17 protein-coding genes and 3 riboswitches are annotated in these 21,424 nt (G+C 41.0%); of the genes, 6 read left to right on the forward strand and 11 right to left on the reverse strand.

The genetic code is table 11. The annotated features are described in order from the left end of the window. Nucleotides 1-725: 725 nt before the first annotated feature. Nucleotides 726-920 carry a hypothetical protein gene (locus ACZ5AE_RS28255; RefSeq protein WP_464568250.1) on the forward strand — a complete coding sequence of 65 codons (195 nt, stop codon included), beginning with the start codon at nucleotides 726-728 and terminating at the stop codon, nucleotides 918-920. Nucleotides 921-1,464: 544 nt separating this feature from the next. Here ACZ5AE_RS28255 and ACZ5AE_RS28260 read toward each other — a convergent pair. From ACZ5AE_RS28260 to ACZ5AE_RS28280, 5 genes are all read right to left on the reverse strand, one after another. Then, entirely contained in the window at nucleotides 1,465-1,911 is a 447-nt protein-coding gene (locus tag ACZ5AE_RS28260) for a DUF3052 domain-containing protein (protein ID WP_464568251.1), read from the reverse strand. Between the two features lie 115 nt (nucleotides 1,912-2,026). Next, nucleotides 2,027-3,454 carry a L,D-transpeptidase family protein gene (locus ACZ5AE_RS28265; protein WP_464568253.1) on the reverse strand — a complete coding sequence of 476 codons (1,428 nt, stop codon included), beginning with the start codon at nucleotides 3,452-3,454 and terminating at the stop codon, nucleotides 2,027-2,029. Between the two features lie 205 nt (nucleotides 3,455-3,659). Continuing rightward, nucleotides 3,660-4,160, reverse strand: coding sequence for a preQ(1) synthase (gene queF / locus ACZ5AE_RS28270; protein WP_464568255.1), 501 nt, complete (start codon nucleotides 4,158-4,160; stop codon nucleotides 3,660-3,662). A 121-nt stretch (nucleotides 4,161-4,281) separates the two neighbouring features. Next, a riboswitch (PreQ1 riboswitch) is annotated at nucleotides 4,282-4,328 on the reverse strand. Nucleotides 4,329-4,478: 150 nt separating this feature from the next. Continuing rightward, nucleotides 4,479-6,038: a flavin monoamine oxidase family protein gene (locus tag ACZ5AE_RS28275; protein ID WP_464568257.1), complete on the reverse strand. Its 1,560-nt coding sequence runs from the start codon at nucleotides 6,036-6,038 to the stop codon at nucleotides 4,479-4,481. Nucleotides 6,039-6,321: 283 nt separating this feature from the next. Beyond that, nucleotides 6,322-7,413 (reverse strand): LLM class flavin-dependent oxidoreductase, encoded by a 1,092-nt coding sequence (locus tag ACZ5AE_RS28280; protein WP_464568259.1) that lies wholly within the window; start codon nucleotides 7,411-7,413, stop codon nucleotides 6,322-6,324. 468 nt (nucleotides 7,414-7,881) lie between these two features. Between ACZ5AE_RS28280 and ACZ5AE_RS28285 the strand changes: the two genes are divergently transcribed. Further along, nucleotides 7,882-8,478 (forward strand): NADPH-dependent FMN reductase, encoded by a 597-nt coding sequence (locus ACZ5AE_RS28285; protein ID WP_464568261.1) that lies wholly within the window; start codon nucleotides 7,882-7,884, stop codon nucleotides 8,476-8,478. A 48-nt stretch (nucleotides 8,479-8,526) separates the two neighbouring features. On the opposite strand, the gene ACZ5AE_RS28290 is transcribed toward ACZ5AE_RS28285, so the two are convergent. The 5 genes from ACZ5AE_RS28290 to ACZ5AE_RS28310 all read right to left on the reverse strand — a co-directional run bounded on the left by ACZ5AE_RS28290 (nucleotide 8,527) and on the right by ACZ5AE_RS28310 (nucleotide 13,151). Next, nucleotides 8,527-9,234, reverse strand: coding sequence for an ABC transporter ATP-binding protein (locus ACZ5AE_RS28290; protein ID WP_464568263.1), 708 nt, complete (start codon nucleotides 9,232-9,234; stop codon nucleotides 8,527-8,529). Next, nucleotides 9,227-9,997 carry an ABC transporter ATP-binding protein gene (locus ACZ5AE_RS28295; protein ID WP_464568265.1) on the reverse strand — a complete coding sequence of 257 codons (771 nt, stop codon included), beginning with the start codon at nucleotides 9,995-9,997 and terminating at the stop codon, nucleotides 9,227-9,229. The genes ACZ5AE_RS28290 and ACZ5AE_RS28295 overlap by 8 nt, the downstream gene beginning before the upstream one ends. Next, nucleotides 9,981-10,940, reverse strand: a complete 960-nt coding sequence (locus ACZ5AE_RS28300; RefSeq protein WP_464568267.1) for a branched-chain amino acid ABC transporter permease — start codon at nucleotides 10,938-10,940, stop codon at nucleotides 9,981-9,983. The genes ACZ5AE_RS28295 and ACZ5AE_RS28300 overlap by 17 nt, the downstream gene beginning before the upstream one ends. A 4-nt stretch (nucleotides 10,941-10,944) precedes the next feature. Further along, on the reverse strand, nucleotides 10,945-11,829 hold the full coding sequence (locus ACZ5AE_RS28305; protein WP_464568269.1) for a branched-chain amino acid ABC transporter permease: 885 nt from the start codon (nucleotides 11,827-11,829) through the stop codon (nucleotides 10,945-10,947). A gap of 161 nt (nucleotides 11,830-11,990) precedes the next feature. Next, nucleotides 11,991-13,151 carry an ABC transporter substrate-binding protein gene (locus tag ACZ5AE_RS28310; RefSeq protein WP_464568271.1) on the reverse strand — a complete coding sequence of 387 codons (1,161 nt, stop codon included), beginning with the start codon at nucleotides 13,149-13,151 and terminating at the stop codon, nucleotides 11,991-11,993. A gap of 262 nt (nucleotides 13,152-13,413) precedes the next feature. Then, nucleotides 13,414-13,492: riboswitch (ZMP/ZTP riboswitch) on the forward strand. A 49-nt stretch (nucleotides 13,493-13,541) separates the two neighbouring features. Between ACZ5AE_RS28310 and ACZ5AE_RS28315 the strand changes: the two genes are divergently transcribed. Then, a complete protein-coding gene (locus ACZ5AE_RS28315; RefSeq protein ID WP_464568273.1) occupies nucleotides 13,542-14,741 on the forward strand; it encodes a phosphoglycerate dehydrogenase in 1,200 nt (399 codons plus the stop codon). 591 nt (nucleotides 14,742-15,332) lie between these two features. On the opposite strand, the gene ACZ5AE_RS28320 is transcribed toward ACZ5AE_RS28315, so the two are convergent. Beyond that, a complete protein-coding gene (locus ACZ5AE_RS28320) occupies nucleotides 15,333-16,682 on the reverse strand; it encodes an amino acid permease (protein ID WP_464568275.1) in 1,350 nt (449 codons plus the stop codon). 127 nt (nucleotides 16,683-16,809) lie between these two features. Beyond that, nucleotides 16,810-16,890, reverse strand: a riboswitch (glycine riboswitch). Nucleotides 16,891-17,107: 217 nt separating this feature from the next. Between ACZ5AE_RS28320 and pruA the strand changes: the two genes are divergently transcribed. The 3 genes from pruA to ACZ5AE_RS28335 all read left to right on the forward strand — a co-directional run bounded on the left by pruA (nucleotide 17,108) and on the right by ACZ5AE_RS28335 (nucleotide 21,357). Then, nucleotides 17,108-18,739, forward strand: coding sequence for an L-glutamate gamma-semialdehyde dehydrogenase (pruA, locus tag ACZ5AE_RS28325; protein WP_464568277.1), 1,632 nt, complete (start codon nucleotides 17,108-17,110; stop codon nucleotides 18,737-18,739). Nucleotides 18,740-19,115: 376 nt separating this feature from the next. Beyond that, entirely contained in the window at nucleotides 19,116-19,781 is a 666-nt protein-coding gene (locus tag ACZ5AE_RS28330) for a hypothetical protein (protein WP_464568279.1), read from the forward strand. Nucleotides 19,782-19,833: 52 nt separating this feature from the next. Continuing rightward, nucleotides 19,834-21,357: a glycine betaine uptake BCCT transporter gene (locus ACZ5AE_RS28335; RefSeq protein ID WP_464568281.1), complete on the forward strand. Its 1,524-nt coding sequence runs from the start codon at nucleotides 19,834-19,836 to the stop codon at nucleotides 21,355-21,357. Nucleotides 21,358-21,424: the final 67 nt, after the last annotated feature.

A 21,424-nucleotide genomic window follows, 5' to 3' on the forward strand; every position in this document is an offset into this window, starting at 1 on the left:
TTAAAGTAGATTGATTATGGCCAATGCAAATCCGCCAGAGGCATCGTAGAATTCGTACCGTTAAACACACGACTGTTTCCAGGCTGCAGTCCAGCTTATAGATTCTGGTGGATTTTTCCGAATAACAAAACTAGAATAGCCCTTCATCATTAACATGCTCGTCGGCACTCTTGGCAAGGCCCTAATTCTTCTTTGCCTCTTTAAATACCTTCACAAATTCATAGCGGTCCATTTCCATCCCTTGTGAGACCCCGTCTTCAAATGTTCGAATAATAACCATGATAACATATCTGTGCGTTTATAATTGACAATGGCATACCCCTGGCCCTTAAACTGAAAATCTTTTAAGAACTATTTTGAACTTCCTTCCTTTCAAAATGACATGTGCTAGAGGGAAGTAGAAGTAAAATGTATACATAGATGTTTGCAAAAATTACAAAGTTGTCTACATGTATGCAAAAATGTCTACATATAATCTGTTTTGTATACATGTAGACGGTTTTGCGTGCAAGATGTGTACGAAAAAGTAAACAAATTTACGTATTGTAAACATCAGTAGATTATCAATATATTTTAGTGAAACTTAAAGGGAGGCACTCAACATAAGCACCTTCAAATCCACTTCTTAGCTTTTTTATAAATCAGGGGGATTAAAGGGACTTCGCCTTCTTGCCTAATTCCCCATTCGCGCCTTTCCTTTTTCCTTATAGGCAAAGCTTCTCTACATGGTTATTATTCTCTTTCTTCATGCTGCTGTGACAGTACGGAAAGGTACCATAGCGTTAAGAAGCTTTAATGCAAATCAAACGTTTTCGAAGGCAATCCGCCAGAAAGCCTGGCAGCCTTCATCAGCCAGTAAAATGCGTGACTGGTTCCATGCAGCAATCCAGAGTTTTGAGGTTATGGATATATTATTCTAATAACAAAGCTAGAAAAGCAGGTCGGAAATCTTGGAGAAGTCCTAATTCTTCATTACTTGTCTAAATGTTTCACAAAAAATAACGATCCATTTCCAGCTTTATTGTATGCCACACTTCCAAATGTTTGTATAACCCCAAGGACAGCGATGTGTTGATAATTTACACCTGGTGGCTTGGTCCTTATGCCGCAATTTCTTTTGAACTAACCTGAACTTAATTCATTTCAATATGTCAGGTTTGAAAAGAAATATATCTGTAAATATTCAAACAAAATGTATATATAGATGAATTTGTAAACGCTATTGTTTACAAAAGTAACAAAGTTGTATACATGCCTATTTACTGGGCTGTGTACAACTTTGTATACATGTATACAGATTCGTACACAAAACGTATACGAAAAGTAAACATGTTTACGTAATGTATACATCGGTATATTATTTCAAATATTTCAGTGAAATTAAATAGAAGGTACCCACATGAGCACCTCTAAAATTCGTTTATTGCCTTTTCATTTAATATAGGGATGAAAGGGGATGTTAACCTAATTTTGTGTTCGCTCTTTTCCTTTTTCCGTTAAAGCAAAGCTTCGCTTCATAGATTTAATATTCTCTGCCTTTCGAAACCTTAAAGCAGACCAATCTTCGTCGATGGCAATCTGCCGGACAGGTTCATAGCCTTCATCAGCCAGCAAACACATCACCGTGTCGCGACTGCAATCAGAACCTTTATAGGTCTTGGAGGACCTTTTGGGATAGCATAGCCAGAAAAGCCCGTCTTCTTTTACGAACTTCTCAGCACTCTTTGCCAATGCTCCCAATTCTTTAATACTGGTTCCAAATACCTGCACAAAATCATAGCTTTGAATTACTGCCTCGCGGTGGACCTCACCTTCAAACGTTCGAATAACCTCGTCATAGGACTGTGGTTCATTGACAATCAACACTGGCTGTCCCTGATCCTTAAACTGCAACTTCTTTAGCACTGACATTGGAGTTCCTTCCTTTCCTATACACCTACAAACATTTTAAACTTTTCCTTTAACTTACCATACCTTTTCATATAAAAAAGAAGACACTTCATGAAGTGCCTTCTCCTTGCGATTCTTAATTTTGTAAAAGCTTATTACTATCATTGAGGAAGTTTTTCGCCATATCGGCATTAACATAGAGGTAGTACCAGTTATTTTCAAAGTTCAACCAGGCAGTGACAAGAGTAGGGTTCTTCATTAAAAAGTATTTATTCCCGGCTATATCCGTCCAGCCGGTATTTTCCGTGACAGCAGGGTCAAAGTCCTCAAGCTTGCTGATGACGGAGTTTTCCATCACGCCGTTGGAGTTGATGTAATACCATTTGCCTTTATAGTTAATCCAGCCTGTCTTCATACCTTCCATTTGGTCAAGATAGTACCACTTTTCTCCATCTTTCACCCAGCCGGTTTGCATTGCACCATCGCCGGCAAAATAATATTTCTTGTCGCCCGTTTCAAGCCAGCCAATCTTCATGGCTCCGGTATTATCTAAATAATATCTATTCCCGCTGTCCTCCAGCCATCCCGTTTTCATCACGCCTGTTGAGTCAAGGAAATATTTCTTTCCGCCATCCTCGATCCAGCCGGTTTTCATAGCCCCGGCAGCATCAAAATAATACTTATTACCGCCGTCTTCCAGCCATCCCGTTTTCGCTGCACCGTCTTTATCAAGATAGAATTTTTGACCGCCATCTTCCAGCCAGCCAGTCTTCATCACACCATCATTTGCAAAATAATATTTCTTTCCTTTAATTTCTTGCCAGCCTGTTTTCATCACTCCGCTGCTATCCAAATAATATTTCATGCCGGCATCCGTCAGCCAGCCAGTCTTCATTATTCCCTTTTTATCAAAGAAGTATTTTTTTCCGTTTATCGTCTGCCAGCCTGTTTTTACTGCTCCATTTTCATAATAATACTTATTGCCGCCTGTTTGCACCCAGCCATTTTGAATTTGTGGTGCTGTCGTTCCTTGATTATCCCCATTAACTGGAACGGTCACCCCGTAACCATTAGCCATGGCGATGGTATCAAAACTTTCACCGGAATGGGTAATAACTACTGTAGTATAATTTTGAATTCGGTCAAAGAGCCAGCGAATTTCCGCATTATGCATACGCACACAGCCTGAGCTGACGTACTTGCCGATGGAACTCTCATTGTTATTGCCATGAATGCCATAGGTGGTTCCATATGTTCCGCGTGCCTCAAGGCCCATCCAGCGGTCGCCTAATGGGTTGCGGGGGTCGCCACCGGCAATATGCCCTGTATAATAAGGACGATTTACAATTTTATTAACGATCCTAAATTTCCCTTCTGGAGTTAAGTCCCTTGACCTTCCTGTCGCCACACTAAAAGTTTTTACTAATGTGCCTCCATCGTAATATGCAAGGGTATTTGTCTTCTTATTGATAATAATTAACTGAGATGTGGCAGCCTCTGATTGGCTCGAAAAGAAAATGAAAGTTAATAAAAAAATTAAAACAGCAGACGATAATTTCTTCATATTTCTCTCCCCAATTCTGTTGATGATAATAAAGTACCATGAATCGGAGGAATATTTTGTCAAATTAGAGTGAGAAAATTGTAGAATTTCTAATTTTTTAACATTATTGAAATATTGTAAAGATTTTTTAATAAAAAAACCTCCCATGGCCTTAGGACCAAGGGAGGGAAAAATTTCTGAGTATATATTCTTGTTAGCTAGGATCCTATCGATTATCCACTTTTTCAGGATAAAGGTCGTGATTCATCAACCGGAACTGGGCCATTTCCTCATATTTTGTGCCCGGTTTACCATAGTTACACCATGGGTCAATGGAAATTCCGCCGCGCGGCGTAAACTTCCCCCATACCTCAATATAGCGCGGATCAAGGAGCTTAATTAAGTCATTCATGATAATGTTGACACAATCCTCATGGAAGTCACCGTGGTTACGGAAGCTGAAAAGATATAATTTCAGTGACTTGCTTTCGACAATTTTCTGATCTGGGATGTAGGAAATATACATTGTTGCAAAATCAGGCTGTCCCGTCAGCGGGCAAAGACTCGTAAACTCAGGGCAGTTAAATTTTACAAAAAAGTCGCGGTTTGGATGCAGGTTGTCGACAGCCTCCAAGACCTCCGGTGCATATTCAAATAAGTATTTGGTTCCCTGGTTTCCGAGCAGTGTTAAATCTTTTAAACCTTGTTCATGTGTACGTCCAGACATAAAAAAACCTCCTGTAAATGTGCCCCAGCACTTTCACAAGAGAGGTCCTTTACCATTCTAATTCAAACTAAGGGGATTAATTGAAAAAGCCACATCCTTATGGACATGGCTTTATTGTCATGAATCCATAGTTTTTTATAGAGGGTATCAGCTATGAACCTCTCCCGTTCGATACGGGTATTCTATTTTATATTTATACTATATTGGACAGTGCACTATTCGTCAAATGGAAAAATCTTTAGCAAGGGGACAAGCATTTTGTTTGTATCTGTCAAATAATTTATAGAACGCTAACGGCATAGAATATATCATGCCTTTTTATAGCAAATCATTGATTATTTCTTTGGCCGCCCTTTCCCCGGATTCCACTGCTCCATTTAAATAACCTGGATACTTAATGGAGGTGTGCTCACCTGCGAAGAAGATATTGCCTTCCCTCGCCCCAACTATTCCGGCAAATTTCGTGTATTGGCCTACTTTCCAGTATGAATATGCTCCTTTTGACCAGTGATTGCTAAGCCAGTGATCAACCGTGGCTAACCCATTCCAATTGCTTGTACTTCCCGGCAGCACGAGTTCTAACTTGTCCAAAAAATTTGTAGCAGCCTCCTTCTTTTCTTTTACTGTTAACGCAGACAGTTTGGCCGCTGTTTCGCCTCCTGTATAATTGACCAAAATTCCTGAAGTGCCTTGTTGGGTACGTGATGACTCGAAGGTCTGCTGATAGCCAGTATCCGTAAAGGTTTCGCCATTATTCCCAAGGTCATTCCAGAATCGCTGGGCAAACTGTGCATGGAGCTTTGTATTTACCCCCATTCCCAATTCTTCAATTGCTATTTTCTTTAATTCTCGAAAACTGGCATTCTCAAAATCTATCGTTACTAAAATCTTAAAAGGTATAGCTAGAATAACTTTATCCGCCAAAACCTCCCATTCCTTTATACGATTTCGAAAGGTAAGTCTTATTTCATTTTGGCTGGTTTGTTCAATTTTTACGAGGGGGGAATTTAACTCGATTTGTCCTGTAAGCTTGTCAGCTAATAAAGTGGGGAGCTGATCATTTCCACCTCTAATATGAAAGCACTCATCTGAGTCTCCATATATGTGAAAATGATCCTTACTGGCAAAGCCCAACATATAGAGGAGATTTAATGCACTTTGAAGACCGGCATCTGCCCCATTTTCGACGGTATAGGCAACTTCCAATAATTTGCCGAATTTTGATTGAATTCCTCCCGGTACAATTTCATTAATATAATCCACCACTGACATATGATCCAGTTCATACCCGCGTTCAGTATATTGATAGTAAAGTGTAGTCTCACCAACCTCTATTAAATCCTTTTTGAGTTTAGGCAAAATACGCCTAAAATCATCTGTGACCTCCTCAAAGGTATAAGAGCAGCAATCAAAAGAATAAAATGGCCTTGTCCCTTTGGGTTCTGCCATTACTACATTATCAAATTCCAAGCCAAGCTCTTTCCCTAAGTACTGAATCTCTTTATGACCTGTATCTATTAATTCCCCGCCGCGTTCAACAACTTGGCCGTCTTTAAAATGCCCTCTACTTGTCCAACAACGCCCCCCAACCCGATTGGCCGCTTCATAAATCGTTGAGATAATCCCATTTTGTTTAAGTCGAAAAGCGCTCGTAAGTCCCGCTAATCCTGCACCTACAATGACTACCCTCGGTGCTTTATGAAAACCGTCACTCCTTGTAATGAACTGCTTCTCTTGATTATCTGGAATGTCATCAACATTTTTTAATGTGCTACCTTCCTTTAAATTAGCTTGTCCATTACTTTTTTCCTTTTCCACTGCAGCGCTGGCCACTGCAAAAGACTTCTGCAAAATACCTGCTAATGGTGTACGTGCCAAAAATCTGCCCCCTTATACACAAAAAATGATCGATTCACTATCCTACAAAAGTGAATTTATACCTTAGATTATGCATGGCTTCTTCTTTTGGCATTAGGCGAGCAGCAGGTCATCTGATTTATTTTTTATCAACGGACTGGTGTTTAGATACTGAGGACAACAATGGCTGGCAGCAAGGTCAACACTCCCATTTATTCGGCTTTAGCATGGAGTAAAAATGACTGTTTTTGGGTTTATAAACACAAATAAAGAGTCCATTTTTTTGGACTCCGACTATTAATACTTACAATGAAACAGGCTGTTTAACTGCTTTGTTTGTTTCGCGTCTAACAACTGGCGCCACCTTGGATGCCAATAGTTCAATGGATTCTGCTACCTTTTTAAATGGCATGCCGCCGATATCCATTTGCGCCATGAATCGTTGATGCCCGAAAACCTCATATTGGCGAAGTATTTTTTCAGTAATCTCCTGCGGACTGCCGACAAATAGGGCGGTTTCCGGTCCAGTAAGCGTATCAAACTCCTCACGCGCCATGGCATTTACCCCGTGTTCCTGATTGAAAAACCCACGATAATTTGCATAGTAAGGGAAATAATTGTCTTTCGCCTGTTGGCTCGTCTCTGAAATAAACGCATGTCCCGTAACAGCCACTTTTAAATCATCAAGCGCAAACCCGGCTTCTGTTGCTGTCTTGCGATATACATCCACAATCGGCTTAAATCTCATCGGATCACCGCCAAGAATCGCCATTGTTAGTCCTGCCCCATATTTACCGGCACGGATCGCACTTTCCGGCGAACCGCCTACTCCTACCCAAAACGGAATCCCGTTTTGCACTGGTCTCGGGGCTATTTGCGCATCTCTTAAGGGGGGCCGGAATTGCCCAGTCCAATTCACTCTTTCACTTGCATTTAACTTTAAAAATAAATCGATGTTTTCCTCAAACAGCCCATCATAATCGTCCAAATCATACCCAAACAGCGAGAAGGATTCCACAAAGGCCCCGCGTCCTGCAATCACTTCAGCACGTCCATTCGACAGAATGTCCAGCGTCGAGAAATCCTCAAATAACCGTACCGGATCGACAGTTCCTAGAACAGTCGTTGTGCTTGCAAGTTTCACACGATTTGTCACTTGAGAAATAGCAGAAAGAATCACAGCCGGTGAAGACGCTGCATAGTCCAGACGATGATGTTCGCCGACGCCAAAGACATCGAGACCTGCCTCATCGGCAAATTTTGCAGCTTCCACAATTTCTGCCATCCTTTGTCTGGCACTGATGGTTTTACCCGTATGCGGATCTGGTACCAAGTCTCCTAATGTATATATACCAATTTCCATGCCGTTATTTTCATTAATTTTATCTGTCTTCATTTGCGGTATCCTCCCAAAGAAGCAACAAACTTATTAATAGTATTCATTGCTTGACAATATCCATTCATTATTTTATCATAAATCTCGAGTTAAAGATATTTTAATTCAAGGCAAGTGATCTGTAAAGGCGCCTGCTATCATTTCATTTTTCATTGTTTATATAGGTCTTATTTTTTGCAATAGGCTCTTTTCGTAAAGTTCGTTGTTTTTGGGAATAACACTGTCCGTTCCTTTCCGCTACAGGCGCTTGCTTTCCGCGGGGAGGAAGTCGAGCCTCCTCGACGTTCCGTCTGCGGGGTCTCGACCTTTCCTCTATTTCCCGCAGGAGTCAAGCGCCTTTCGCTCCAATCCACTCGGTCTTTTCAATATAGTTAAAAGCAACAATCTCTGAGAAAAGAGCCTTGCAATAAAAAAAAATAAGGTCACAAACCAAACATCAAGAAATTACAACAAGAAGGTGCACAGCAAATGGGTTTTATAGACAAATTATTTGGCAATTCTAAGGAGGAAAACACAATGACTACTGAAAAACTAAATATCGGTATTATCTTAGGAAGCACTCGTGAAGGACGTGTAAGCCCGCAAGTTGGCGAATGGGTAAAAGGTATTGCAGACAAACGCGGCGATGCCAATTATGAAATCGTCGATATCGCTGATTTCAACTTACCATTCTTAGGAACAACTGATGGAACAGAACCAGGAATCGCAAAATGGAATGAAAAGCTTGCTAACTTGGATGGCTTCGTATTCATCGTTCAAGAATACAACCACAGCATTACTGGCGCTTTAAAAAATGCACTCGATTTTGCTCGTGAAGCATGGAACAACAAAGCAGCAGGTATCGTAAGCTATGGTTCTACAGGCGGCGCTCGTGCGGCCGAGCATTTACGCGGCATTATGGGCGAGTTAATGATCGCTGACGTTCGCGTTCATCCAACATTATCCTTGTTCACTGATTTTGAAAATGGATCTGTTTTCAAACCACAAGCATTACACCTTGATAACGTAAATGCTATGCTTGATCAAGTAAACTCTTGGAGCGGTGCTTTAAAAACTATCCGATAAGAAAAAGGAGATTGCCTAATAACGGCGATCTCCCTTTTTTATACATCATCAGGTTCTTTTCCCCAGATACGCCTCAACAATTCGCGGATCCTCTAACAATTCCTTTGCCTTTCCGTGAATAATGACTTTCCCGGTTTCCAAGACATATCCGTAATCAGCAATTTTCAAGGCCTGCTTGGCGTTTTGTTCAACCACTAGCACCGTTGTGCCGGCATCTTTGATTTCCTTGATAATTTTAAAGATTTCCGCCACAATCAGCGGGGCAAGTCCCATTGAAGGCTCATCCAGCAATAATAATTTAGGTCGTGCCAGCAAGGCTCGGGCGATGGCAAGCATTTGCTGCTGGCCCCCCGAAAGCGTACCGCCAAGCTGGGTCCTTCTTTCACCTAAGATAGGGAAACGGTTCATTACGTTTTCAATATCTTTGCCAATCTCTTTATCGTTTCGCTGATAAGCTCCCATTTCAAGGTTTTCCATGACGGTCATGCCCGATAGAATGGCCCTGCCTTCTGGAACTAATGAAATTCCCTTTTTAACAAGCTGATCAGGTCTTAGTCCTGTTACATTTTCTCCCAAAAACTCAATGCTCCCGGTCTTTGGCTTAATTAACCCGGCAATTGTTTTCATTGTCGTTGTTTTGCCGGCTCCGTTCGCCCCAAGGATGGTTACAATTTTCCCCTGCTCAACTTCAAGGCTGACTCCCTTGAGGGCCTGAATTTTCCCGTAAAATGTTTCAATTCCTGTTACTTTAAGCACTTTCATCTTCCTCCTTACCGAGGTAGGCTTCAATAACAGCTTGATTGTTTTGAATTTCCTCTGGTGTGCCTTCAGCAAGCTTTTTCCCGAAATTTAAAACGACGATTCTGTCACAGAGCTTCATCACAAGCGGCATATCATGTTCAATCAATAGGACGGTTATGCCTTGTGCTTGAACTTTTTTAATTAAATCATACAGCTCTTCGGTTTCCGTTTCGTTCATGCCTGCTGCAGGCTCATCCAATAATAAAAGCTTCGGATCGCTGGCCAATGCCCTGGCGATTTCAAGTCTTCTTTGCTGCCCGTATGCCAGGTTCTCCGCGACCGCGTCAGCATATTCAGATAGGCCAACTAATTCCAGCAGCCTAAGCGCGGTTTCACGCAGCCTGTTTTCTTCTGTCCGCTGAGACTTTGTCCTTAGCACACCGCTAAAGACGCCGGACCTGCTGCGGGAATGTCCGCCCACCAAGACATTTTCCAAAACCGTCATTTGCGAGAAAAGACGAATGTTTTGGAAGGTCCGGCAAATTCCCTTATTGGTGATCTTATGCGGTTTAATGCCGGTAATTGTTTCATCCAGAAATGTAATCTCACCCGAAGTTGGTGGGAACATATTCGTAATCATATTAAACATGGTTGTTTTTCCTGCTCCGTTAGGGCCAATGAGTCCATAGATTTCTCCCCCTTTAATGGAAAAAGAAACATCGGTTAACGCGGCAATACCGCCAAAATTTTTCGTGATGTTGTTAATTTTTAGAACCATGTTTACCCCTCCTCTTTGACAGCTGAAGCTTCTGTAAAAGGGGAACATCAATAATTCCCTGTGGACGGAACGCCATCATTAAAATCAAAATGGCACCGTAAATCATATAGCGGTATTCGCTGATAAATCGTAATACCTCTGGCATCAGGGTCATGAAGGTGGCACCGAAAATTGAGCCCCAAATCACTTCGCTTCCCCCGAATACCGCGAAAATCAAGATTTCAACGGCACGGTGGTAAGAGAAGTCTGCCGGGCTGATATAGCCCATGACATGTGCAAATAAAGCGCCTGCAAAGCCTGAAAAAAGTGCCCCTTGAACAAAAGATAAAACTTTGTAATAGGTGATATTAATCCCCATTGCCTCTGCCGCTTTTTCATCCATTTTAATGGCTGCAAAAGCCCGGCCGACACGAGACTTATTTTGTCTAATAATAAACCAGATAACAAAAATATTAATGATGACTAAAATGATTAGCACCAATAAATAAACGTATTGATTATTTTTCAAACCAATGTCCATCGGATTAAAACCGGCATCTCTTGAAAATTTAAGCAGTTCCCTGCCGATTTGCGGAATACCAGATAGACCGACAGCACCTTTAGTAAGGGATTCCCAATTGATAAGGAACACGCGAATAACTTCACCGAAGCCAAGCGTAGCAATGGCCAGATAAACCCCCGTTAACCGGAGTGATGGAATACCAATTAGAATGCCGATGATTCCTGCAACGACGGCACCGGCAATGACACCAACGACAATCGGCACATCGTAATTAATTGTCAATAACGCAGACGTATAGGCTCCAATCCCCATAAACCCGGCGTTCCCTAGAGAGAGTTGTCCGGAGGAAAGGGTCACATAAATGCTCAAGCCCAGAATAATATTAATCATAATAAACGAAGCAACTTGAAGGTAATACGGATTTAAAAAGTCTCCAAGCATATCATCACGGCCTTCCCTCTGATGTCTTTTGGCCGAAAAGTCCCTGCGGCCTGATTAAAAGAATCACGATGATTGCGATGAAGGCAATAGCATCCCGATATCCTGAATCTCCATAAGCGACAATGAGCGTTTCGGCTAAACCAAGAATCAACCCCCCGGCCATAGCGCCCTTCACATTACCCATCCCGCCAAGGATGATAATAGCAAGTCCCTTTAACCCCATTGATAATCCCATTTGCGGGTTGACTGAGTTGAACGCCATTCCGACCAGAATTCCGGCGATCCCTCCCATTGCAGAAGCAATTACAACCGTCAAAGTGATAATTCGCTTCGTATTTACCCCTAGAATGCTTGCTGTTTCTAAATTCTCAGCCGTTGAACGAAGAGCTTTTCCCGCTTTTGTTTTTGATAGCCAATAGGAAAGGCCTAGCATTAAAACGACGGAGATGACAAAAATAACAATTTGTACGACATAAATCGTAATGGAGCCAATTTGGAAATGAATTTCTGCAAAAGCATTTTTAAAAGGATGATTTCCTGCTCCAAATAAATGATGCGATAAATTTTCTAATAATATTGATACGCCAATCGTGCTTATTAATGGAGCAAGATGGGAAACGCCTTGTTTCCCGCGCAGCGGGCGCAGTGCAAGGTTTTCCATCAAGAAGCCTAAAATGGCTGTAACAATGATAGCTGCAATAAACGCCAGCCAAATCGGCCAGCCCAGAGTATCCGTTACAATTACTCCAATAAAAGCGCCAAACATAAAGATTTCACCGTGCGCCATATTAATGATGCCTAGAACCCCAAAAACAAGTGTAAATCCAAGGGCAACGATGGCATAGATGCTTCCTAGTGTGATTCCGTTAATTAGCTGTTCTAATAGCAAAACATCTCACCCTCTAACTCCAAATTTTTAAAAACCAATAGTAATGAAAGCTCCCCGCCGGAAGGCTAAAAAGCCCGGAGCGGAGAGCAGTTGTTCGAAGTGTTCAATTAAAAACCCTGATTGTTCTTCCTGGGCCCCTTCAAAATTAAAGAAGGAATCGCTTATTCAAAGATTTGGAATTTGCCATCTTTGATGATAAGAACAGTTGGATCCATCACTACGTCTCCATCCTTATCAAAGGAGAATTTACCAAGAATTCCTGGGAAGTCCTTAATTTCTGCAAGAGCATCACGCAATGCATCACGGTCTGCTTCACCCGCATTTTTCAGAGCCTCAGCCATGATGTATAGTGCATCGTAAGCCTGCGCAGCAAACTGGTCTGGTGTCTTTCCATATTCAGTTTCATATTTTTTCACGAAATCTTGAACCTTTGGATCATCTTTTTCAGCAAACCAAGGAGTTGCCACAATCAGTCCATCGGCAGCTTGGCCAGCGATTTGAATAACCTGTGGAGAGTTAAATCCGTTTCCGCCGACAAATGGTACATCAATGCCCATTTTACGAGCCTGGTCCATGATTACAGCACCTTCATTGTAAAGGGCTGAACATAGGATTAGGTCTGGCTGAAGCCCTTTGATTTTTGTTAATTGCGCATTATAGTCAGCTTGGCCCTTTTGGAAAGTCTCAGTTGTTACGACATCAAGCTTCATCTTCTCCGCAGTCTTTTTCATCGTGTCATAACCGGATTTTGTGAATACGTCGTCATTACCGTAAAGAATTGCAACTTTCTTCACTTTATATTTATCGACTGCTTTTTTCACAGAGGCAGGAATAGCTAGTGCTTCAGGCAGCGAGTTTCTGAATACATAGTCGCCAATTTGCGGGATTCCATCAGCAGTTGTAGATGTACCCATAATAGGAATACCGTTTAAATCTGCTTCAGGGCCGACAACATTCATTTCGGTACTTAAAGTAGGTCCCAATAGTGCTACAATATTATCGTCACTCATTAACTTTTGAGCTGCAGATAAAGCCTGTTCCTGCTTACCTGCTGAGTCTTCAACAACAAGGTCGATTTTGACATCACCTTTTGCATTAATTTCTTTCTTCGCTAAATTAAAACCATTTGTAATAGCTTCGCCGTATGCTGCTCCAGGTCCAGTTAGATAGGAAACAACACCGATTTTTGCTTCCACTGCCTTGCCGCTTTCTTTAGAGTCGCCCTCTTTTCCAGAAGTTTCTGAATTTTTACCACATGCTGTTAAAACAACAAGTAAAAGAACAGTAAATAGCAAAAACGACTTATTAAGGATTTTTCTCATGTCCTTCTTTCCCCCTATTTTCGACAAAATTAGTTATATATATCTATTAAATACTAATATTATTTCAATGTAAAGAATTTATAGTGAATTTTTAGAATCTTATTTTTATTTAAAAAATAATAAAACGCTTACATCCCTTTAACTCTAGTAATTTACTTTTTTTTAAAATAATTTGAATATTATTAATACAATTATTCATATTTATAGAGTTTGTTTAGGGTAGAAAATTATGAAAATTTGTGATATGATGAAATCAGTTTAAAAGGCCGTGTGTAACTGGCGAGACGCGGATAACCGCGAGGGAGCACACGGTGTCGAAGCCGTTCGCCTGGGCAGAGGTAAGGGAAATATTTCCCTTGCCTCTTTCTGCTTATAAAAGGAGGAAGAAAAATGAGCACGATCGCTTTAGAAAAAGTGAACACCATCAAAACCCTGAATAATATCGCGGAAAGAGGGCTAAACGTATTCAATAAGAACGGCTTTCTGGTTGACAACGGCAGTGAAAATCCTGATGCCATCCTTGTTCGCAGCTTTAATATGCACGCGGTAGAATTCGGAGAAAATTTAAAGGCTATCGCAAGGGCAGGAGCAGGTGTCAACAATATTCCGGTCGATAAATGTACAGAGCAAGGTATTGTTGTATTCAATACCCCTGGGGCAAATGCCAACGCTGTAAAAGAAATGGTCCTAACCTCATTAATAGCTTCATCCCGAAACCTTTTTGCTGGTGTAGCTTGGACTAAGTCGCTAGATGGTGAAGGTGAACAAATTCCAAAGCTTGTGGAAGCAGGCAAAAAGCAATTTGTTGGAAAAGAAATTAAAGGGAAAACATTGGGTGTCATTGGATTAGGAGCGATAGGTGCACTAGTGGCAAATGATGCGCTTGATTTAGATATGGATGTTATCGGATTTGATCCATTTATCTCTGTCGATACTGCATGGAAGCTATCTCGCAATGTGCAGAGGGCAATGACGATTGAACAGTTATTTGCGGAATCTGATTATATAACTGTACACGTACCGTTAACCGATGACACAAGAGGAATGTTTAACCAAGCAACCTTCAGCATCATGAAGCCTGGTGTTCATATTCTAAATTTCTCCCGTGGTGAGCTTGTCAATGAAACAGACATGGCTGCCGCTCTTGAAGGCGGAAAAGTTGGGAAGTATATTACTGATTTCCCAAATGAAAATGTGCTCAAAATGAAAAATACAGTACCGATTCCGCACTTAGGCGCCTCCACAAAAGAATCAGAGGAAAATTGCGCGATCATGGCAGCTCGTCAAGTGAAGGAATTTTTAGAAACAGGAAACATCAAAAACTCAGTGAATTTCCCAAATACCTGCCTCCCTTATACTGGTAAACTGCGCGTGGCAGCATTCCATCAGAATGTTCCAAATATGGTTGGACAGATTACATCTGCAATATCCAGCTATGATTTAAACATTGCTGATATGGTCAACAGAAGCCGCGGGGGTTATGCGTATACAATTATTGACATTGATAATAGAGTAAACGGCGATGTTATTCCAGGTTTAGAGGAAAAAGTAAAACAAATCTCTGGAATGGTGACAGCTCGGATTATTTAATTAGGAAATTAAGTTAATATGAAAAAGAGGGTGTCCCAAAAGTATAACTTTTAGGGACACCCTCTTTTTCTATTATGTCTTTGAAAATGGTCTGTTGATTTCCGCTCCAGGCGGCTTCGCTTTCCGCGGGGTGGGCGGTGAGCCTCCTCGGCGTAAACGCCTGCGGGGTCTCACCTGTCCCACTACTCCCGCAGGAGTCTTCGCCGCCTTCCGCTCCAATCAACAGTGTGAAAAAATAAGAAAATCATTCCATTTGGTATAATGAAGTTACCACACAAACACAATACCGGAAAGGAATGACTTTCTTATGTACATAAATTATACCACGACAGGCCAATTGGTTCTACCAATGGATATTGAGGTCCGAATCCCCGAACATCATCTATGGCCAATTGTAGATTTGGCTGTTGAAAAGATGAATCCAACTATCCTTAGCTCCTTTCATCCAGGGGGTTACCCTCGTTTCGAACACAAAAATTCCGCAACACTGACCAAAAATAAATAAAAAACTGACTCAAAAGGGTCGTCATTCAACGACCTTTTGAGTCAGCCTCATTTCTTTTACTCAATTTGAATCTATGCTGATCATTATCATTTTTTCTCTTTGTTCCCTATATAGAAATACAGAGCAAATAATAGAATAAACCATAGTGGTGTCAACAATAGGGCCGGACGGGTAGCATCGGCGAACAGCATGATGATGAGAATCGCCGCAAACATGGTTAGGACCGCGTAATTAACAAATGGTGTAAAAGGCGCTTTAAATTTTGATTTTGCCTGTAAATCCGGACGAGTTGTCTTATACCTTACATGACAAATCAGAATGACGCCCCATACCCAAATAAAACAAATGGCACTTATCGTGGTTACGATTCCGAAAGCCTGCTCCGGAATAAGTTTGCTAAGGAGCGCTCCCCCTGTCAGAATAAGACCCGAAACCAATAAAGCGTTACTTGGCACATGATTTTTATTCAGTCTTGCAAAATTGGCTGGTCCCTGGCTATTATTGCTTAAATTAAATAAAATCCTGCTTGTTGAAAACATCCCACTGTTACAAGCAGAAGCGGCTGAAGTTAAGACAACAAAATTAATAATTCCCGCGGCAATCGGGATCCCGACTAAGCTAAACGTTTTGACAAACGGACTTTCAGCGGCATTCAAATCCGTCCATGGGTTAATACATAGAAGGACGATCAATGCGCCCACGTAGAAAAATAAAATCCGTAAAGGAATTTTATTAATGGCCGATGGAATGCTTTTTTCCGGATTGGCTGTTTCTGCTGCCGATACACCCACTAATTCCACACCAACGAATGCAAAAACGACCATTTGGAATGAAAGCAAGAAGCCTGTGACTCCATTTGGAAAAAAGCCGCCATGTTCCCAAAGATTTTTAATAGAGACCGTCCCTGCATCCGTCTTGAATCCCATCACTAGCAAAATAACCCCAATGCCGATTAAGGCGAGAATGGTAATTACCTTTATTAAAGCAAACCAGAACTCCAATTCTCCAAAAAGCTTTACCGTTAGCAGATTAAGACCCAATAAGATGACCAAACAGACAATTGCAGGTATCCACTGCGGGATATCGAACCAATATCGTACATATACACCAACGGCAATCACGTCAGCCATTGCAGTCATTATCCAGCAAAACCAATAGGTCCATCCCGTAACAAACGCAACCCGTGGTCCAAGATAATCCTCGGCAATGTCAGTAAAAGATTGATAACCTGCTTTAGACAGCAGGAGTTCTCCGAGTGCCCTCATCACAAAGAAACAGGCAATTCCTACGGCCAAATAAGCTAGAATGATAGATGGGCCTGCCAATTGGATCGCTTTACCCGATCCTAGGAATAATCCTGTACCAATGGTACCGCCAATTGCAATTAGTTGAACGTGCCGATTTGCTAAATTCCGCTTTAATTCTTGCTGTGCCAACCTTGACTCCCCCTAAAAATTATTAAAACCCAATAAAAAAAGAGATTGGATGTCCTCCAATCTCTTAGGTCATAAGAATAGCAAATATAACTTGTTACGCTAACAACCTGCATGACAAATAAATATTTAGTACTCTTCTGTCCTTTTGCCTGAGATTGTGAACCCTTCGGCGCCGCGAAATCCTCGCGGTCTCTCCAGAAGCTGCTCCTGCTATAGTTTGATCCATAGCAATCATAGCCTGCTAATTATTAAGTTTTATAAATATTGTCGAATAATTTTAAATTTTAGTAGTCCATAGTTACTTTGTCAACAATAAATGACTCGAAGAGCCCAAGAATAGAAAAAGTATGTTATAATAATTGTCGAATTACGTAGATTTGTCTATACATGAAACAGAATATATAAACGGGAAGGAACGTGAGAGAATGAGTAACGGAATTTTCAAAATCCCAACACCTGCAAATGAACCTGGCAATACTTATGCTCCTGGTACAAAAGAGCGGGAAACATTAAAAGCTGAATTACAACGCCAATCCAGTATCGTAATCGATATTCCTGTGATTATTAATGGCGAAAATATAAAGACAGATACAGTGAAGCAAGTGGTTATGCCCCATGATCATCAACATGTGTTAGCGAACTATTCGCAAGCCGGGGAAAAGGAGCTGCGTGATGCGGTTGAAGCAGCGATGGCTGCCAAAGAAGCATGGGCAAATATGGCTTGGGAACACCGCGCTGCTATTTTCTTAAAAGCTGCTGATTTAATCTCTGGCCCATACCGTGACGTAATGAATGCTGCGACGATGTTAGGTCAGTCCAAGACAGTCATTCAAGCTGAAATTGATTCTGCACAAGAATTAGTAGACTTCTTACGTTTTGGCGTTGATTATGCGAATCAAGTCTATCAAATTCAACCAAGTAGTATGAAAAATGTTTGGAATCGCACAGATTACCGCCCACTAGATGGTTTTGTATTGGCGATCTCTCCATTTAACTTCACAGCTATTGGCGGAAACTTGCCAGCAGCTCCTGCCATGATGGGGAACGTCGTCGTGTGGAAACCAGCCACAACTTCTATTCTGGCAAACTACTACTTTATGCGAATTTTAGAAGAAGCAGGATTACCAAAAGGCGTCATCAACTTCGTACCTTCTCGTGGTTCACAAGTATCAGAAGTAGTATTAACAGACCCTCGGATGTCTGGATTCCATTTTACTGGATCAACAAGTACGTTCCAGACCATTTGGAAAACAGTAGGAGAAAACATTGCAAACTATAAATCATATCCTCGATTAATTGGGGAAACAGGCGGTAAAGACTTCGTATTTGCTCACGAAACGGCTCAAGCAGATAAAGTAGTAGCGAACCTTGTTCGTGGTGCATTTGAATACCAAGGTCAAAAATGTTCCGCAGCTTCTCGTGCTTATATTCCTGCTAGCATGTGGGAAGAAGTAAAAGCTGGTTTAGTGGAAAAAACAGCAAAGCTTAAAGTTGGGGATGTCCGTGACTTTAGAAACTTCATGGGTGCCGTTATTGATAAAGCGGCTTTTGATTCGATTACTAGCTATATCGACTATGCTGCAGCTTCTGAAGAAGCAGAAATAATTGCTGGCGGTACGTATGATGATTCCGTTGGATATTTCGTTCAACCGACCATTATTGTGACTACCAATCCAAACTTTAAGACAATGGTAGAGGAAATTTTTGGACCAGTTTTAACAATCTATGTATACGAAAATGATAAATTAGAAGAAACATTGCATGCAGTAGATACTGCTTCTATGTATGCATTAACAGGTTCGATCTTTGCACAAGATCGCGGGGCCATTCTTCACTTAGAAAATCGCTTATCCGGCGCAGCTGGAAACTTCTATATCAATGATAAACCAACCGGCGCGATGATTAATCAGCAGCCATTTGGCGGTTCACGTGGTTCTGGTACAAACGATAAAGCAGGATCTATATTTAACATGATTCGCTGGACAAGTCCACGTGTCATCAAAGAAAACTTCGCACCAACTGCAGAGGTTGCTTATCCATTTATGGATGCTGAATAATAAATAATGAAAAAGAGGTTGAAATGTTTTGGTTTCAACCTCTTTTTATTTTGCTAAACAGCACCAATTTCTTCGTACTCTCCATCATTAACCATTTGATAATAGAATACTTTTTCCCCGCCAAATAAACAAACAGATCGTCAAAATGTTGAACAGATCTGAAAGCTGAGCACCACGTTCACTTCCAAAGAACATATTAAATAAAAATTCGAGTAAAGGCTGAAATATACATTTTATATCTGTATATTTCAGCCTTTTCTATTTTACATAGATAATAGTTTTTTCTAAAAAAAGCCATCCTAAAGAAGAATTCCATGAATCCAAACTCCATGTTTTATGAATTCTATTCTACCTATGATTGAAAGGAGATTTAGGAGTGAAACTGTATCAAGTAAGAAAAGGGCAATTTGTATACTATAACAATGAGTTACACAAGGTATATGGTGTTAAACCAATGTATAAATTCTCCGTTCATCTTATAAAGCTAAGAGATTTATCACAGCATATAACCAATGCAGTGAGTGTGGAGAGATATATACCAAAAGAAAATGACAGTTTTATTTTTGACCATAAAGTATACACACTTCGGAAAAATCAAAGGCCTCAAGCTGGAGATTATATTTTAATTAACAATCCAGATCCCGATACCCTGGATCATTATTCTTTAAATGAATTTGAAGTGGTCGAAACTGTTGATAACAAAGGGGTCATTACTAGCGATTTGGATGGTATCAAGCATACCGAATATTTATTGATGGTACCTGGACGTGCTCCTGACAGTCATCCTATCGATTATAAAGACATGATAAATGTGGAGGATAACCTTGATGATGCTAGCCCGCAAATTGTTCATCCATACGGCGACCTATCAATACAGTTGGGAGACGTGTATAAAAAGAAGGACCGTGATGTGTTAATTGAAGCGATGGTGGTTGCGATTAAAGGGCAAACCATTTATCTTGGCGGCGGGTTAGAGGTGCCGCATGAAGAGTTGATGAATAAGGATATGTGGGAGTTTCAATACAATCCTTTTAATAATTGACAGAGCTAAATCTATATATATATAAGCATTCATCAAATGCCAGGAGGATTTCATGGAAAAGATTAAAGAAAATAGTGTATTTATTATCTCTCTATTGCTGACCATCATTTTTATTATTTGGGGAGTTTTTTTTACAGATAATCTTACCAAAGTCACCAACTCTGTTTATAATGGCTCCATTGATTACCTTGGATGGGTTTATCTCGGCGCCACTCTATTCTTTGTCTTTTTTTCTATCTACTTGTTGCTCTCAAAGTATGGAAATATCAAACTCGGAAGGAGAACGGATAAGCCTGATTTCTCTACCGCTTCCTGGCTGGCAATGCTGTTCGGTGCAGGTATGGGTGTCGGGATTGTGTACTGGAGCGTTGCTGAACCAGTAACCCACTACACAGCTCCTCCGTACGGGAAAGGTTATACGATTGACGCAGCCAACACCGCAATGAAATATACATTTTTCCATTGGGGCCTGCACCCATGGGCAATTTACACCGTTATTGGGTTAGCCCTTGCCTTTTTTCAATATAATAAAAGGCTTCCCGCGGCGATCAGTTCAGCGTTCCATCCCATTTTGGGCGACAGGATTTACGGTCCGATTGGCAAAACGATTGATATCCTGTCCATCTTTGCAACAGTTTTTGGGATTGCAACCTCTTTGGGGCTTGGTGCGATGCAGGTTACTGCGGGTATGCATGACATATTTGGCATTCCTAATACATTATTTATTCAGCTCGTTGTCATTGTAGTCGCAACAGTACTTTTTATTATTTCCATTAATACAGGCTTGGAAAGAGGAATCAAATATTTATCAAACGCAGCCATCATCTTCTCAGTGGCAATCCTTATACTAATTATGCTTGTAGGTCCAGCCATGACCGTTATTAAAGTGTTTTTTAACACAATGGGACTTTATTTAAGTGACTTTGTCCATATGAGTTTACGGTTAAGCCCCTTTGGCAAAGGGGAAAAATGGATTGCTTCATGGACCTTATTTTACTGGGCATGGTGGATTGCCTGGGCGCCATTTGTCGGCATGTTCATTGCTCGGGTTTCGAGAGGGAGGACGATAAAGGAGTTTGTGGTTGGGGTATTAATTTTTCCAACACTTGGAACCTGTCTTTGGATGTCCGTGTTTGGCGGAGCAGCGCTTGACCTTGTTCAAAATCCCCAAAATCACGGTTTGGCAAAACATATCGCTGAAAATATAGACTTGTCTATATTTATATTCTTCGACCACCTTCCATTAAGCACCCTATTAAGCATTTTAGGCTTCGCCGTGGTAGCTATTTATTATATTACTGTTGCTGATACTGCGACCTTTGTATTGGGAATGCTAAGCGAAGGCGGCACGTTTAATCCTTCTAACAAAATAAAAATGACATGGGGCGTCATCCAATCTGCTTTAGCTGCTGTTCTGCTGCTCGCAGGCGGTTTGGAGGTTCTGCAAACTGCTTCTATCGCAGCCGCACTCCCATTTGCCATTATCATGCTCGCCATGTGCTACTCATTGCTGACTGGCTTAAAAAACGAAGCTGAAATTCAAAAAGGCAATAAAAGAAACGCACAACACTACTGATATTAAATAAAAAACCCTATCCAAATCATATTTGGACAGGGTTTTATTCATAAAACAGAGATCTAAC

It is taken from the genome of Neobacillus sp. S1227 (assembly GCF_055385255.1).